The sequence below is a fragment of the Haloferax sp. Atlit-12N genome, assembly GCF_003383095.1.
Taxonomy (GTDB): domain Archaea; phylum Halobacteriota; class Halobacteria; order Halobacteriales; family Haloferacaceae; genus Haloferax.
In genome coordinates, this window is the sequence record NZ_PSYW01000001.1 from 930,803 (window position 1) to 945,239 (window position 14,437).

Annotated in this window: 18 protein-coding genes and 1 tRNA gene; 10 read left to right on the top strand and 9 right to left on the bottom strand. The window is 64.7% G+C overall.

What is annotated here, in order from left to right:
- Positions 1-714: a hypothetical protein gene (locus tag C5B90_RS04805; RefSeq protein WP_233511894.1), complete on the bottom strand. Its 714-nt coding sequence runs from the start codon at positions 712-714 to the stop codon at positions 1-3.
- Between the two features lie 263 nt (positions 715-977).
- Between C5B90_RS04805 and C5B90_RS04810 the strand changes: the two genes are divergently transcribed.
- Together C5B90_RS04810 and C5B90_RS04815 are read left to right on the top strand one after the other, a co-directional pair.
- Positions 978-2,258 (top strand): RNA-guided endonuclease TnpB family protein, encoded by a 1,281-nt coding sequence (locus C5B90_RS04810; protein ID WP_115879516.1) that lies wholly within the window; start codon positions 978-980, stop codon positions 2,256-2,258.
- Between the two features lie 81 nt (positions 2,259-2,339).
- On the top strand, positions 2,340-2,822 hold the full coding sequence (locus C5B90_RS04815) for a peroxiredoxin (RefSeq protein ID WP_058568569.1): 483 nt from the start codon (positions 2,340-2,342) through the stop codon (positions 2,820-2,822).
- A 36-nt stretch (positions 2,823-2,858) separates the two neighbouring features.
- Here the strand turns inward: C5B90_RS04815 and C5B90_RS04820 are convergent, their stop codons facing one another.
- A complete protein-coding gene (locus C5B90_RS04820) occupies positions 2,859-3,842 on the bottom strand; it encodes an aldo/keto reductase (protein WP_115879518.1) in 984 nt (327 codons plus the stop codon).
- A gap of 338 nt (positions 3,843-4,180) precedes the next feature.
- Positions 4,181-4,254: transfer RNA gene (locus C5B90_RS04825), tRNA-Tyr, on the bottom strand.
- A gap of 112 nt (positions 4,255-4,366) precedes the next feature.
- Here C5B90_RS04825 and C5B90_RS04830 point away from each other — a divergent pair.
- The 3 genes from C5B90_RS04830 (at position 4,367) to ftsZ (ending at position 6,575) form a co-directional block, all read left to right on the top strand.
- Positions 4,367-4,963, top strand: a complete 597-nt coding sequence (locus C5B90_RS04830) for a zinc ribbon domain-containing protein (protein ID WP_115879520.1) — start codon at positions 4,367-4,369, stop codon at positions 4,961-4,963.
- A 212-nt stretch (positions 4,964-5,175) separates the two neighbouring features.
- Positions 5,176-5,361: a ribbon-helix-helix domain-containing protein gene (locus C5B90_RS04835; protein WP_004973176.1), complete on the top strand. Its 186-nt coding sequence runs from the start codon at positions 5,176-5,178 to the stop codon at positions 5,359-5,361.
- Positions 5,362-5,363: 2 nt separating this feature from the next.
- A complete protein-coding gene (ftsZ, locus tag C5B90_RS04840; RefSeq protein WP_115879522.1) occupies positions 5,364-6,575 on the top strand; it encodes a cell division protein FtsZ in 1,212 nt (403 codons plus the stop codon).
- A 169-nt stretch (positions 6,576-6,744) separates the two neighbouring features.
- Here the strand turns inward: ftsZ and C5B90_RS04845 are convergent, their stop codons facing one another.
- Positions 6,745-7,710 (bottom strand): TIGR00269 family protein, encoded by a 966-nt coding sequence (locus C5B90_RS04845; RefSeq protein WP_058568574.1) that lies wholly within the window; start codon positions 7,708-7,710, stop codon positions 6,745-6,747.
- A 125-nt stretch (positions 7,711-7,835) separates the two neighbouring features.
- Here C5B90_RS04845 and C5B90_RS04850 point away from each other — a divergent pair, with 125 nt between their 5' ends.
- Positions 7,836-8,483, top strand: coding sequence for a hypothetical protein (locus tag C5B90_RS04850; protein ID WP_058826392.1), 648 nt, complete (start codon positions 7,836-7,838; stop codon positions 8,481-8,483).
- A 25-nt stretch (positions 8,484-8,508) separates the two neighbouring features.
- Here the strand turns inward: C5B90_RS04850 and C5B90_RS04855 are convergent, their stop codons facing one another.
- Positions 8,509-8,772 carry a hypothetical protein gene (locus C5B90_RS04855; protein WP_115879524.1) on the bottom strand — a complete coding sequence of 88 codons (264 nt, stop codon included), beginning with the start codon at positions 8,770-8,772 and terminating at the stop codon, positions 8,509-8,511.
- 75 nt (positions 8,773-8,847) lie between these two features.
- Here C5B90_RS04855 and C5B90_RS04860 point away from each other — a divergent pair, with 75 nt between their 5' ends.
- Complete coding sequence (locus C5B90_RS04860; RefSeq protein ID WP_115879526.1) at positions 8,848-9,063, top strand: zinc ribbon domain-containing protein; 216 nt, start codon at positions 8,848-8,850, stop codon at positions 9,061-9,063.
- An 18-nt stretch (positions 9,064-9,081) separates the two neighbouring features.
- On the opposite strand, the gene C5B90_RS04865 is transcribed toward C5B90_RS04860, so the two are convergent.
- Entirely contained in the window at positions 9,082-9,429 is a 348-nt protein-coding gene (locus C5B90_RS04865) for a helix-turn-helix domain-containing protein (protein ID WP_115879528.1), read from the bottom strand.
- Positions 9,430-9,574: 145 nt separating this feature from the next.
- On the opposite strand from C5B90_RS04865, the gene C5B90_RS04870 reads away from it, so the two are divergent.
- Positions 9,575-10,213, top strand: a complete 639-nt coding sequence (locus C5B90_RS04870) for an NAD(P)-dependent oxidoreductase (RefSeq protein ID WP_115879530.1) — start codon at positions 9,575-9,577, stop codon at positions 10,211-10,213.
- A 63-nt stretch (positions 10,214-10,276) separates the two neighbouring features.
- On the opposite strand, the gene C5B90_RS04875 is transcribed toward C5B90_RS04870, so the two are convergent.
- Both C5B90_RS04875 and C5B90_RS04880 read right to left on the bottom strand, forming a co-directional pair.
- Positions 10,277-11,074, bottom strand: coding sequence for a methyltransferase domain-containing protein (locus C5B90_RS04875; protein ID WP_342764718.1), 798 nt, complete (start codon positions 11,072-11,074; stop codon positions 10,277-10,279).
- 103 nt (positions 11,075-11,177) lie between these two features.
- On the bottom strand, positions 11,178-12,059 hold the full coding sequence (locus C5B90_RS04880) for a deoxyribonuclease IV (protein WP_115880584.1): 882 nt from the start codon (positions 12,057-12,059) through the stop codon (positions 11,178-11,180).
- A 95-nt stretch (positions 12,060-12,154) separates the two neighbouring features.
- Between C5B90_RS04880 and C5B90_RS04885 the strand changes: the two genes are divergently transcribed.
- Positions 12,155-12,679, top strand: coding sequence for a redoxin domain-containing protein (locus tag C5B90_RS04885; RefSeq protein ID WP_058568579.1), 525 nt, complete (start codon positions 12,155-12,157; stop codon positions 12,677-12,679).
- 85 nt (positions 12,680-12,764) lie between these two features.
- On the opposite strand, the gene C5B90_RS04890 is transcribed toward C5B90_RS04885, so the two are convergent.
- On the bottom strand, positions 12,765-13,586 hold the full coding sequence (locus C5B90_RS04890; RefSeq protein ID WP_115879534.1) for a biotin/lipoate A/B protein ligase family protein: 822 nt from the start codon (positions 13,584-13,586) through the stop codon (positions 12,765-12,767).
- Positions 13,587-13,768: 182 nt separating this feature from the next.
- Between C5B90_RS04890 and C5B90_RS04895 the strand changes: the two genes are divergently transcribed.
- Complete coding sequence (locus C5B90_RS04895) at positions 13,769-14,419, top strand: VOC family protein (RefSeq protein ID WP_115879536.1); 651 nt, start codon at positions 13,769-13,771, stop codon at positions 14,417-14,419.
- The last annotated feature ends 18 nt before the right edge of the window (positions 14,420-14,437 follow it).

The following is a 14,437-nucleotide window of genomic DNA, read 5'->3' on the forward strand; positions in this document are numbered from 1 at the left end:
TCAGCGACGGACCTCGGGGCCGTCGCCCCAGACGTACCGCCCCCAGCGTTCGAGGACGTACCATCCCCCCGCGAGGAGCGCAATCCCACTCCCGAGCAGGTACCCCACGTCGTGGAGGTTAGTGCCCACGCCCGCGTATCGGGTTGACAGCGGGGGTTGGGTCACGTGGTAGTACCGCCCGTCGTGTTCGATGAGAACGGCGGTCAGGCGTTCGTGTGTCGTGAGTTCCCCCGTTCGAACGAGTTCGCGTAATCGAGGGGTGGCGGCGGAAACCGCGAGTTCGTCGTAGAACGCGTGTAGTGTGACTCGCTCGGCGGTGACCCGTACTGTCCCGTCTTCCTCATATTCGTGGAGGCGGTAGACCTCACTCACGTCTGAGATGGTACCGCCAGTCCCGACGACGGCATACCGGTGGTCGACGAGCGACCCGGGGAACGCCGCTTTCGTTCGGGACCCGTTTGCCGCCTCACGGAGTGCCGTCCGTTCCGGTCGGTCACCGGGTCCGTCGCTGGCGATGAACACCGCCGACGGCCCCGCCGGGTCGACCGTGGTGTCGTCCACGACTACCGCTGCGGCACCCTCCGGAGAGGCGGACAGTTCTCTCACCTCGTAGGTGTACGTCCTGTCGGGAGTCGTCGCATCGAGCGCAGCAGACCCGCCGATGATCGCGACTCCAACAGCGACTGCGAGGAGGAGCATCTTGCGGGAGGGCACTACTGGGTCCGAACGTGTTGGCGGATAAGTATCTTCTGCGGGAGGGCGTCAGAGACGCCCGCCGCTGTCGAACTGCAGGTGCAGACGAACGATATCGCCGGGTGAGGAGTTCAACGGCACCGCCGACTTCAGTTCCGGGTGGTGGTGTACTCCAGTCGTCCAACCACGCCACGCATAGTTACGGAGGGTCAAGGAGAAAGCCCCGCCCTTTAGGGCGGGGATGAATCCATACCTTCAAGTAATATTCTCGACATAGGTTACGTATGGCGAAACAGGTTGTCACCCGCACCTATACTGCTTCCATCAGGAACCAGCAACAGGTGTCTGACGACCTCGATTCGCTCGGGTTCTCAGCCTCGAAACTCTGGAACGTCGGACGGTGGGTTTGCGACCGAGTGTGGACAGAAATAGGTCACATTCCCGGTCACAACGAACTCACCTCGTACCTGAAGTCGCACGAACGCTACGATGACCTGCATTCTCAGTCAAGTCAGCGAGTCCTGCAAGAACTCGCTGAAGCGTTCACCGGCTGGTACGGCAAACGACGCAACGGAGACACGAAAGCGAACCCACCGAAGTACCGCAAACACGGCGACGAACACCCGCGAAGCACGGTCACGTTCAAAGCCGCTGGCTTCAAACTCGACACTAAGTACGAACGAGTCCGACTCTCGAAAGGGTCGAATCTCAAAGAGTATTGGTCGGACTTCATCCTCTGCGAGTACCAGACTCGCCCTGACGTTGACCTCTCTACCGTTGAAAGCGTTCAACAGGTTCGAGCGGTTTGGACTGGTGACGAGTGGGAGCTACACTTCGTGTGCAAGGTCGAAATAGAGGTTGCTGAAGCACACGGTGAGAAAACGGTGGGTGTTGACCTCGGCATCAACAACTTCGCCACACTCGCCTACGAAGGCAGTCACAGCGAACTGTATCCACTCAACTGTCTGAAGCAGGACGACTACTACTTCAGTAAACGGATCGCTCGCTGTGACGACTCTGAATCTGTGCAAGCGACACGGTTGAATCAGAAGAAGTCGGCTCGCCGCACCCACTACTTCCACACTCTCTCCAAACACATCGTCCAGCGATGTGTGGACGAAGAAGTTGGAACGATTGTGGTGGGCGACCTCTCTGGCATTCGAGAAGATGAGGGGAACGGTGAGTCGAAGAACTGGGGTAAGCACGGCAACCTTGACCTGCACTCGTGGGCGTTTGACCGCTTCATCGACCTCGTTGAATACAAGGCCAAGATGGAGGGCATCACGGTCGAACGAGTGTCTGAGCGAGATACGTCGAAGTCGTGTTCATGCTGTGGTCGTAAACGTAACTCGAACCGTGTTGAGCGTGGGTTGTACGTGTGTGATGACTGCGGTGTGGTGGCGAACGCGGATGTAAACGGTGCTGAGAACATTCGACAGAAAGTATCTCCGAGTTCACCGAGTCTTTCGGTGAATAGGAGTAACGGCTGGTTGGCACAGCCTTCGACGTTCTTGTTTGACAAGGAAACTGGTGCGTTCGCACCTCAAGAACAGGTCACGTCGTAAACCACAATATCCCAACTGCGGTGGGGAATCCTCGCACTTCAGCGCGGGGAGGATGTCAAGGCCAGTCCCTCGCTTCGAGGCATGAGCCTACAGGGAACCGAAGCACCCGACTTCACGCTCGAACGCACCGCCGGCGACGACGTCACTCTCTCCGAGACGCTGGAGACCGGGCCGACCGTCGTCCTCATCAACCGCGGGACGTGGTGTTCGTTCTGCGCCGAACAACTGCAGACGTTCGACCAGGTCGCCTACGACCTCTGGTTCAACGACGGCGTGGACGTGGTCCCGATTGTCACAAGCGACCTCGGCGACGTGGTCGAGATGCGCGACCGGTTCGACTTCGACTTCCAATTAGCCGCCGACCCGGAGGGCGAGGTCGCTGAACAGTACAGCGGGACTGAAAAGACCAGCCACGGCGTGACTGGTATCGCCGGCACCTACGTCATCGACGAAGACGGTATCGTCCAGTACGAACAAGTCGCTGACCACCCGGCCGACCGGACCTACGGAAATTGGGTTCGGTACTTCATCCGCAACGACTACGAGGACGTCTTCGAGAGCTAATCGGGGGTCACAGCCCGGTATCGCTACTGGGTCCGCTCACCAGCGATGGTGAACGTGCTCGCGCGCGTACGCGTCGTACGCTTCTTCGACGCGCTTGAACTGGGCTGCCGACAGCGGCGGGAGCGACGCCGCGGCGACGTTGTCGCGGATGTGCGCCGGCGTCTTCGACCCCGGGATGATGGTGCTCACGGCGTCGAACGAGAGAATCCAGCGGAGCGTGAACTGCGCGAGCGAGACTTCCTCGGGGACGACCTCCTGTATTTCGTCCGCGGCGGCGAGGCCGTCTTCGAACGGGATTCCGGCGAACGTCTCGCCCACGTCGAACGCCTCACCGTTTCGGTTGTAGTTCCGGTGGTCGTCCTCGCCGAACTCGGCATCTTCGGAGAGCGCGCCCGTGAGTAGGCCCGACGCGAGCGGGACGCGGACGATGACGCCGACGTTCCGGCGCTTCGCCTCCCGGAAGAACTGCTCCGCGGGCCGCTGTCGGAGCGGATTGAAGATTATCTGTACCGTCTCAACGCCGTCGTACTCGATGGCCTTGAGGGCGTCTTCGACCTTCTCGACGCTCACGCCGTAGTGGTCTATCTTCCCGGTGTCGCGGAGGTCCGAAAGGGCGTCGAACACCTCGGGCTGGTAGTACACGTCTCGCGGCGGGCAGTGAAGTTGAACGAGGTCCAGCGAGTCCACGCCGAGGTTGTCCCGGCTTCGGTCCACGAACCGTTCGAGATTCTCGCGGTTGTAGCCGTCCGCCTCGTGCGGGTCGAGTCGTCGCCCCGCCTTGGTGGCGACGGTGACGTCGTCGTCGCGGTCGGCGAGCACATCGCCGATTCGCCGTTCGCTGTCGCCGTCACCGTACACGTCGGCGGTGTCGAGGAAGTCGATGCCCGCGTCGAGCGCCGTCTCGATGGCGTCGTACGCCTCCTCGTCGGTCACCGGGCCCCAGCTACCGCCGAGTTGCCACGTTCCCAGCGCGACTTCTGAAACGTCGAATCCAGTCGTACCGAGCGGTCGAGAATCCATAGCGTCCGGTTTCGAACAGACGGGGGTAAATGACGGGGTCCCGGCGAGATATACACTGGTTGTTCGTGAAGGTTCGGAGAGACGGAACGGGGACGCTACAGGTCAGAATCGATGACGGTCCGCCCTCCCCGATTTGAACTCACTCGCAACGCTTCGCGTTGCTCGCTGCTCAAATCGGGTCGAGGAGTCCTTCACATTCAACACCGCTCGCTGCGCTCGCGGGTGTTGAAGTTCAGTCCGCTCTCCCCGATTTGAACCCAGTCAGACGACGCGTTCACTTCGTTCACGCGCTGCGACTGACCTGCTCAAACCGGCTCGACCGGATTTTGCAAGCAAAATCCGCTCTCCCCGATTTGAACGGGGGACAAGCCGATCTACAGTCGGCTGCTCTGCCAGGCTGAGCTAAGAGCGGTCACCGATTGCTATCCGGTCGATGCGTTTAACCATTATCATTCTCGCCGCCGCGTGTGCTGTGTGTCAGACACGTGCGAACATTGATATGCCGCCGAGATAATCCCGGAGTAATGAGTAAAATCACGTTCCGCGCCGACGACGCCCTCGTCGAGCGCTTGGACCGCCTCGACACCTCGAAGAGCGAGGTGATGCGCGAGGCGCTCCGCCAGTACCTCGACGAACTGGAACGTGACGACGCCGCGGACGACGACATGTCCGACACCGACGGCCTCGACGGCGCGCTCTCGGCACGGGTCGAGGAACTCGTCGACGAGCGACTCGACGAACGACTCCCGTCGCTCGTCGAGGAAGCGGTGGCGGCCCGCGAGTCCGGGCGTCCGACGCCCTCCGAGCTGAACGTCAACATCAACGTCGATGGTTCGAGCGACGAATCCAGCGTAAACGCGGGAGTAGACCAGGAATCGGGTTCGAATGCGGTTCGTAAGACACGGGGCGAACTGGACGCTCCGGAGGCAGGCACTCCCGAGATGAACTGTGGCCAATGTGGCGAATCCGTGGGTTCAGACCACGTGTACTGCCCGAACTGCGGAGAGAAAACCTCCCATCGCGTGTTCTGCGAATGCGGCGACGAACTCCGCTCTGATTGGGCGTTCTGCCCCGACTGCGGTCGTCGGACGCCTGCGGCTGACGTCTTGGAACAATCATAACCGGCGATTAAAGCCCCCTATACGGGATATTCAGCTCCTGTCTTACAATCGCCGTTACATTTATATTCTATCCCTCTGTGGTGATTATCGCGTAAGACGGTTGTCTTACAGCCACCCGACGGCGGCCCGTATCCCGGCGTCGTCCGTCGGTTTTCGGGTGTAAGACACTCGCACACGAGTGCGGCGCGCCGTCTTACCGGGGGAATGTAAACATGGAGCGTGTGACACTACGAATTCCGAAGCAGCAAATCGAGGAGGTCGAGCGGATGGTCGAGACGGGAGAGTTCCCGAACCGATCCGAAGCCATCCGTTCCGCCGTTCGCGATATGCTCAACGAACAGACTACTGACAAGCGACAGCGCGAATCTACCAGCAAGCGCGGCTGGGCAAAGGTGTAACTATGCAGGATATCGTTCGCGAGGCGATGGAACGGGACGAGGCCGAGCGCAAGACGCAGTCGTCGCTCGAAGACAGCGACGACCAGTTCGGTGACCCGCGAATCGTCATCGTCGGCGCCGGTGGTGCTGGCAACAACACCATCAACCGCCTGTACAACATCGGTGTCGAGGGGGCCGACACGGTCGCCATCAACACCGACAAGCAGCACCTGAAGATGATCGAAGCGGACACGAAAATCCTCGTCGGGAAGTCCCTGACGCAGGGTCTCGGTGCCGGTGGTGACCCGTCGATGGGTGAACGTGCGACCGAGATGGCACAGGGCACGATCAAAGACGTGCTCGGCGATGCCGACCTCGTGTTCGTCACCGCGGGGATGGGCGGTGGCACCGGGACCGGTGCGGCCCCCGTCGTCGCGAAGATCGCAAAGGAGCAGGGCGCAATCGTCGTGGGTATGGTCTCGACTCCGTTCAACGTCGAGCGCGCCCGCACGGTCAAGGCCGAGGAGGGACTCGAAAACCTCCGCAACGAGGCCGACTCCATCATCGTGCTGGACAACAACCGCCTCCTCGATTACGTCCCGAACCTGCCCATCGGCAAGGCGTTCTCGGTCATGGACCAGATCATCGCCGAGACCGTCAAGGGCATCTCGGAGACGATTACCCAACCGTCGCTCATCAACCTCGACTACGCCGACATGTCGACTATCATGAACCAGGGCGGCGTCGCGGTGATGCTCGTCGGCGAGACGCAAGACAAGAACAAGACCCAAGAAGTGGTCAACGACGCGATGAACCACCCGCTTCTCGACGTGGACTACCGCGGTGCGTCCGGCGGACTCGTCCACATCACGGGCGGCCCCGACCTCACGCTGAAGGAGGCCGAGGGAATCGCGAGCAACATCACCGAACGACTGGAAGCCGCCGCGAACGTCATCTGGGGCGCTCGCATTCAGGACGAGTACAAGGGGAAAGTCCGCGTCATGGCCATCATGACGGGCGTCCAGTCCGCGCAGGTCCTCGGCCCGACGACGCAGAAGCAGGCCGACAAGTCGCGTCAGAGCATCCAGTCGCGCGAGACGCAGCAACAACAGCAGTCGGGTTCAAGCTCGGAGTTCGATAGCTCGGAACGAGCCCAGACGGCGCAGAGTGGCACGTGGTCCGACGGCGGCCGCGACGAAGTCGAGAAGAACAACGGTCTCGACGTCATCCGGTAACGCCCTGTCTGACCCACACGGACGCCGCCGCGCCCGTCGGGCGCAGTCGTGGGTTCTTTTTCGCTGACGTGGTTCTCCGACCGTGAGCGTCGCCGCCGGCTCGGTCGGTGTGACCGCACCCGGCGCTGTCTGACCCGTAAGACACGACGAAAAACGAGTTCCGTACCGCTCAGACGGCTTCAATCGACTCGATGAGCCGGCACTTCCGACAGACGTCGCCGGCGGTCTTCGACCCGCAGCGCTCGCAGTCGTTGAGGTCGACGCGGCCCTCGCCGCGGTACTCGCGGGCGGTCAGTTCGGCCAACTCCTCGTAGCCCGCCATGATGGAGTGGCGGGTGCCGGGGTGGTTCTCTTCGAGTTTCAACAGCAACTGCTGAATCTCGCCGCGGTAGGCCTCCGAGGAGTGGGGGCACTCGGTGATGTGCGCCGGGAGGTCCTTCAGGTGGGCGTAGAGCGCGACTTCCTTTTCCGGCACGTCGCGCAGCGGCTTGGCCCGCGGGATGAACTCGCCGGCGTCGCGGCGCTTCTCGAAGTCGCCGATGCTGGCGTCGAAGTGCTTTGCGACCTGCTTGAGGTCGCCCTCGAAGAAGTTCATGAGCGCCGTCTGCGCCTCGTCGTCGAGATTGTGGCCCGTGAGCAGTTTGTCCGCCCCGAGCTCGTCGGCGAAGCGTTCGAGCAGGTCGCGGCGGAACACGCCGCAGTAGGCGCAGGCGGCCATGTTCTCGGGGTCTTTCTCGACCACGTCGTCCATCTGGACGCCGAACTCGTCCTCGTAGGTGACCAGTTCGTGGTGGATGTCGAGGTCGTCGGCGAGTTCGACGCAGGCGTCGACGGACTTGTCGCGGTAGCCCTCGATGCCCTCGTGGATAGTGAGGGCGACGAGTTCGATGCGCGGGTCGCGCCCGAACGTGTCGTCGAGGATGTGTGTGAGGACGACGCTGTCCTTGCCGCCGGAGAGTCCGATAACCCACGTCTGAGGGTTCTCCGGGCTGGCGTCGCGGGGGAGCATGTTGTCCTCGCGAATGCGGCGGCGCACGCGTTTCTCGACCGAGGCGCAAAAGTGGTCTTCGCAGAGGTGGGCCCCGGAGTAGGCCGCGTGCATCACCGCGTCGCGGCCGCACTTGTCGCACTCCATTGCCGGTCGCTTGCCCGGCGGGAGGGATACGGGTTTCGCCTCGGGGCGGGCGTCGCTCGCTCGACCGGCGTCTCCGTCGGACGCGGTCGCAACCGGTTTGACCCTCCGAACCCCACGGACAGTCGATGGACAGAGACGCCGCCCTCGACCGAGTCGACGCCGTCGTCGACGCCGTCGAGTCCGAGACGCTCCCCGTCCCGGTCCGCGAGGTGTGGGTCTACGGCGACGTGGCGCTCGGCCTCGACCCCCTCGACCGACTCGACGTGTACGTGACGAAAGACATCCTCCTCCGCGGCGACCCCGACGCGGCCGAGACGTTCGAGCAGTCCCACGGCGTGAAGGGCGTCGGCAAGAGCGTCCGCGCCGAGTGGGCGCGCGAACATCCCGACCTGCTGCGAGCCAACGCCAACGGCTACGCGGCCCCCGAGAAGTGTCTCGCCGCCCACCTGCTCCCCGACGACGACGAACCGGTCCACCTCGAAGTGTGCAACGCCTCCTTCGAGGACAACGTCACCCAGCGGCTGAAGGGCGCGGTCGCCCGCGAGGCCTACGAGCAGATTCTCGACCCCCGCGGCGTCTGCCTCTACGCCGACGGCCAGCGCTCGCCGGACGCGATGTCGAAACTCCGAAACAGCGAGTTCGCCTTTCCCACGCTCTCGGGCGCGCTGGAGATGCTCGGACTGGAGGGCGACGAGGCCGAGACGGCCGTCGAAGCGATGCGAGCCTACCGAGCCGAACAGACCGGTACGTCGGTCCGCGGCGACGTGGTCTGAGGCCGGAACCGAGTCGAAGGCGACGCTACCAGTTGCGGGCGTCGTCGCGGTCGCGGTCGGTGCCCCAGCCAGCGCCCTCACTCCGGTCGTTCTCGTTCGGGCGGCGGTCGGTTCCCCGACCGTGTTGTTCGTTGTAGCGCATCCCCTCGTCGCGGGCGCGACGCTCCGCCTCCTCGCGACTCATCGTCGGCGGGTCGCGCGTCTCGGCTTGAATCCCGGCGTAGAGGGCGATTGCGGCACCGATGCTGAGGAGGGCGAAGAGGAAGAACACGAGACCACCGGCGGACATGTGCGTACTCGCGGGCGGGAGGCAGGAAATCGTTTTGGGGGTGGTTTTTTCACGGGAGTAGTTCAACTACTCAACATGAGCCCTCCACCAAGTGCCGACCGCGACGGCTGTCCGAAGTGCGGCCACTCCGAGACCGAAATCGACTCCATCGCAACCACGGGAAGCGGCCTCTCGAAGATGTTCGACATCCAGAACCGTCAGTTCACCGTCGTCTCGTGTGCGAACTGCGGCTACTCGGAACTCTACCGCGGCCAGTCGAACGGCAACTTCGTCGACCTGTTCCTCGGCTGAGCGCCCGCGTTCCGCCGTCTACGACTCCACACCGCCGTCCTCGGACATCCATTTTTCGCCCCACTCGGAGATGTCGTCGAACGCCGGAAGCAGTTCCTCGCCCTTCTGGGTGAGCGAGTAGTACACCGCGATTGGACTGCCGTCTTCGACCTCCCGCTCGACGTATCCCAACTCTTGGAGGTCGTCCAGCACGCGCGAGAGCGTCTGGGAGTTCGCGCCGCTCGCGCGCTTGAGTTCGTTGAATCGGAGGTCGCCCTCCCGCAGCACGTGGATGACCGTCATCCGCCACCGCGAGCCGATTTCTTCGAGCGTCTTGATGACCGGACACTGTTCGTACTTCGTTTCGAGATTCTGGTGCGGTGACATCGACGTGACCTACTCACACCGAGGTTCGCTTAGGTATATTAAACTCACCCCCTTTGACCAAGTATGACGATGTGACCGCATCGTCGCGGCGAATCGGACGGCGAACACGACTCACGAACACCACCACCACCCACACCATCTCATCATGAACGTACTCCTCCTCGGTGCGAGCGGCCGAATCGGTACGCGAATCGCCAACGAACTCCTGAATCGCGGGCACGCGGTCACCGGCGTCTCCCGAAGCGGCGAAATCGACAGCATCGACGACCCCGACTTCTCGGCGGTCGCCGGCGACGCGACCGACGCCGACCAACTCGCGCGACTCGCCGCGGGCCACGACGCGGTCGCCTCCGCGCTCGGCCCGAGCGACGACGAGTCGCCCGAAGTCCTCGTCGAGATGCTCGACGCCGTGGTCGACGGGATGCGCCGCGCCTCGGTCGACCGCCTCGTCTGGACCGGCGGCGCGGGCATCCTGAACGTCGGCCCCGACACGCGACTCATCGACTCGCCGGAGTTCCCCGACGAGTGGAAGCCGGTCGCCAGCGCCGCCATCGAGGCGTACGGCCTGCTCGAAGACGCCGACGACCTGCAGTGGACCTACGTCGCCCCCGCGGCGCTCATCGAACCCGGCGAGCGGACCGGCGAGTTCCGGACCGCGCTCGGCGAACTCGTCGCCGACGAGGACGGCGAGAGCCGCATCTCCATGGAGGATTTCGCAATCGCGTTCGCTGACGAACTGGAGCACGGCGACGCCGTCCACGAACAGCTCGCGGTCGGCTACTAAACAGACAGCCTCGTTTTTCGACCGTTGAGTCGGCCATCGGTTCGGTCCGTCGAGCGGCCCCGACTACACCTGACCCGTCGTCACGTCGAACGGGACGACCTCGGCCCGGCGGTACTCCTCGTTTCGAATCTGCTGGACGACCTCGCGGCCCATCTCGCGCCACTCCCGGCGGACGGACTCGTAGGAGTCGTCGTCGAGTCCCCGGCGGAGGTCCGCCTCGTGGCGGTCCAACCCCTCGCCGGTCGCCTTCTTGGCCGCGCTCCGAACGTCGTGTTCGTCGTACGGCGGTTCAGTCAGTTTTCGATGGTGGTACCGGCGGGTCCCCACGACCGACAGGCCGGCGTCGTCGAACAGCCCGCGGACGCGGTCGCCGAGCGCCACGTCGGTCGCCACGCCGTCGCGGAACGCGTCTCTGACGCGGCGGTCGAGCGCGGCCTCGGACTCGACAGTCGAGTCGACGCCGACGGCGGCGTTGTCGGGTTCGACCGTCGCCACGAGGTCCGACGAGACGCGGGCGAACTCGGAGAGCGCGGCCGTCGGGTCGGGGAGGTTCACGAGGAGCGCCTGACAGACGACCAAATCGAAGCTGTCGGCGGCGAAGGGAAGCCGAGTCGCGTCGCCGGCGACCGTCTCGATGCCGGCGCGGTCGGCGGCGACCGAAAGTAGGTCGGTGTCGGCGTCGACGCCGACGACGCGGGCGTCCGAGGCCTCCGCGAGGACGCGCGTGAACTCGCCGGTCCCACAGCCCACGTCGAGGATGCGGACCCGACCGTCGAGGTCGAGGTCGGCGAGGGCCGCGCGAGAGTCGTCCCACATGCCTTCTCGCGTCCGCCGGAGATACGATTCCGAGAAACGTCGCACACGCGGTGTCGGGTGCGGCGACCCAAAAAACAGTCGAAACAGTCGATTCAGTCGATACGGGGGCTCAGCGACGGGTGCTGGGTCCCGACTCCCGGTCGGCGTCTTACTCCGCGTCGGCGCGGAGTTCGCGGACGCGGTCGATGTTCCACGCGAAGCCCTTGCCGTCCTCGGTGGGCGTCTCCAAGACGAGTGGCACGTCGTTGTCGACGATGGCGTCGTGGTTGATGAACGCGCGCATGCCCTCCTCGCCGATGAGGCCCTCGCCGATGAGGGCGTGTTCGTCCTTGTTCGTCCCGCACTCGTGTTTCGAGTCGTTGAGGTGTACGCACTTGAGGTGCCCCAGGCCGACCTCGGCGTCGAGTTCCTCGAACGTCTCGTCGACGCCCGCGGCCGTCGAGAGGTCGTAGCCCGCGGCGAACGCGTGGGCGGTGTCGAGACAGACGTCGAGGTCCTGTTCGGACTCTTCGAGAACGTAGCCGAGGTGAGCGAAGTCGTCGCCCATCTTCGTGCCCGACCCCGCGTCGGACTCGATGAGGACGGTGACGCCGTCCGGGATATCGAGGTCGTCGAGGACGGAGACGGCGTTGTCGAGGCCCTGCTGTTCGCCCGCGCCGGTGTGGGCCCCGAGGTGGACGTTCACGTACTCGATGCCGAGTTTGTCGGCCATGTCGACCTCCGTCTGCATCGAGTCCAGCGACTTCTGCCGGAGGCCGTCTTTGGGCGTACAGAGGTTGACGAGGTACGACGAGTGGATGACCCACGGGCCCGCCAGTTTGTCGGTGGTCTCCTCGCGGAACAGTTCGGCCTCCTCGTCGGAGATGTCGGGGTCGCGCCACACCTGCGGCGAGGTGGTGAAAATCTGCCCGCAGTTGCCGCCGAAGGCGACCTGCCGGAAGACGGCGTTGGCGACGTTACCGTGCGGTGGCGTCTCCTCGTCGGAGGAGACCTTCGAACTCGACATCGAGACGTGTGCGCCGACTTGCATGCAGAGTCCGACGACGTACCCGAACAAAGGGACTTCGGAGTCGCCGGGCCGGACGAAGACAGAACGGCTATCGTTCACGCGGCGAATCACGTCACATGACCGGACTTTCCGTCGGGACGACGGCACCCGAGGTGACGCAGACGCTCGTCGCGCCCGACGGGGACGTGAGCGAACGCAGCCTCTCGGACCTCGTCGCCGACAAGCCCGTCCTCCTCTGTTTCTACACCGCCGACTTCAGCCCCGACTGCACCGAAGAGTGGTGCGCGCTCCGCGACTTCGACTGGTTCACGAGCGGGAACGCGGTCCGCGTCGTCGGGTCGAGCAAGTCGGGCGTCGGGATGCACCGCCGCTTTATCGACCGGTACGACCTGCTGTTCCCGCTGTACGCCGATACCGACCTCGAACTCGCCGCGGCGTTCGACGTCGTCTACCGGACCTTCGGCGTCTCGAAGCGCTCGCGGCGCTCGTGTTTCCTCATCGACGAGAACCTGACCGTCCGCTACCGCTGGCTGGGCGACCACTGGCTCGACCCCACCCGCGACGTGCCGCCCCTGACGGAGGTCTACGAGGGCGTCACAGAAGCCCTCGACCTCGACGAACCGGAGACGTTCGGCTTCTGAGTCGGGGACGGCCGCGCGACTCGGCGCACGGTCTCGACCGCCCGTGTTCGGCCGCTCTGTTCTCAGTCGCCCAGTTCTCGACCGCTCACCGCGACCCCGGACGGCGGCGCACCCAGTCGTCCGCGCGGTACTTCTCGTCGACCTTCGCGCGCGCCCGGTCGAGTTCGTCGTCGGTCCACGACCCCTCGTCGGCGTCGACGAATCCCGAGAGCGACTCGGTCAGCGCCGCGACGAACTCCTCGCGGGAGGCGTCTGCGAGTTCGTCGATACCGACGACGCGCTCGCGGAACGCCTCGGGCGTCACGTCGTGACCGTCGAAGACGCCGAGGTGGGTCTCGGCGTCCACCGAGTAGGTGAGCGACCCGTGCTGGACGACGCCGTCGCGGCGGCGGTACTGGGCGTTGCCCGCGACTTTCCGGCCCGCGGCGACCATGTCGTGAGCGGGGTGGAGCGCCCGCAGGTAGCAGGCGGGGTGCCAGATGACGGGCACGTCGTCGTCGACGAAGTCCACGTCCACACCAACCGCGCGAATCGCATCGAGAATCGGCTCGCACAGCAGGTGGTAGCAGTCCATGAGGTCGCCCGGCAGCTCCGATTTCGGCGCGGCGATGGAGTAGGCCACGTCGCCGTGGCGGTCGTGGTAGATGCCGCCGCCCCCCGTCTGTCGGCGGGTCACGTCGATTCCCTCGCGGTCGCAGTAGTCCCAATCGACTGTCTCGGGGTCCTGTCCGTAGCCCAGCGAGAGGCAACTCGGCTCCCACGAGTAGACCCGAACGGTCCGGGGGCCGCCCGCGGCGGCCGTCTCGCCCGCGACCTCGTCGAGCGCCATCTGCATCGGTCCCGGTCGGACCTCCTCGCGAATCACCCGCCACTCGCGGTCGGCAATCGATCCCTGCGAATCGTCCATACGTCGGCTTCGTCCATCCGGGAGAAAGTGATTTCGACGCTCGGCCGCCGCCGCGGGCCGTCGGGCCTCGTCGCGACGGGAACCAGACCGGCGACCGACCGCCGACCGACCGGCGGCCGAGACGCCAACCGAGACGCCGACGCGAGCGATTCCGTTAAACCGCGTCGCGGTGACGTGAACCCATGAAGTTCAACCGCGTCGCCCTCGCCGCGACCGACCCCATCTCGCTGTGTGAGTTCTACGTCGAGACGCTCGGGTTCGCGCCGGTTACCGGGTCACAACGCTCGGCGACCGCCGGGGAGACGACCCTGTGGTTCGAACTCGGCGACACCGACCCCGGCCACCTCGCCTTTACCGTCTCCGCCGCGGTCGACTCCGTGGTCGCGTGGCTGGACGACCACGCGAGCGTTGACGTACTCGACACCGACGAGGGGCCGAGCGTCCGGTTCGACTTCCTCGGCTGCGACTCAGTCTACTTCGAGGACCCCGAGGGCAACGTCATCGAGTACGTCTGCTACGACGGCGACGCCGCGGGCGAGTTCGACCCGGCGACGGACCTCCGCGGCGCGACCGAGGTCGGGATGGCTGTCCCCGACGTGGAGTCGTTCGTGGCGTCGCTGACCGAGGCGCTCGGCATCGAGCCGCTGGAGTCGTTCGAGGGCGGCGACCTCGTGTTCGTCGGCGACCGAGACGCCCGCTTCGTCGTCTCGCCGGTCGGCCGCCCGTGGTATCCGACCGACAGCGAGGCGACCGTCGGTCCGGTGTCGGCGCAGTGCGACGCCGACGGCGTCTTCGACCCCGAGGGGCTTCCGTACCGCGTCAACGTTGAGTGACAACTCGTTTCAAAGAAG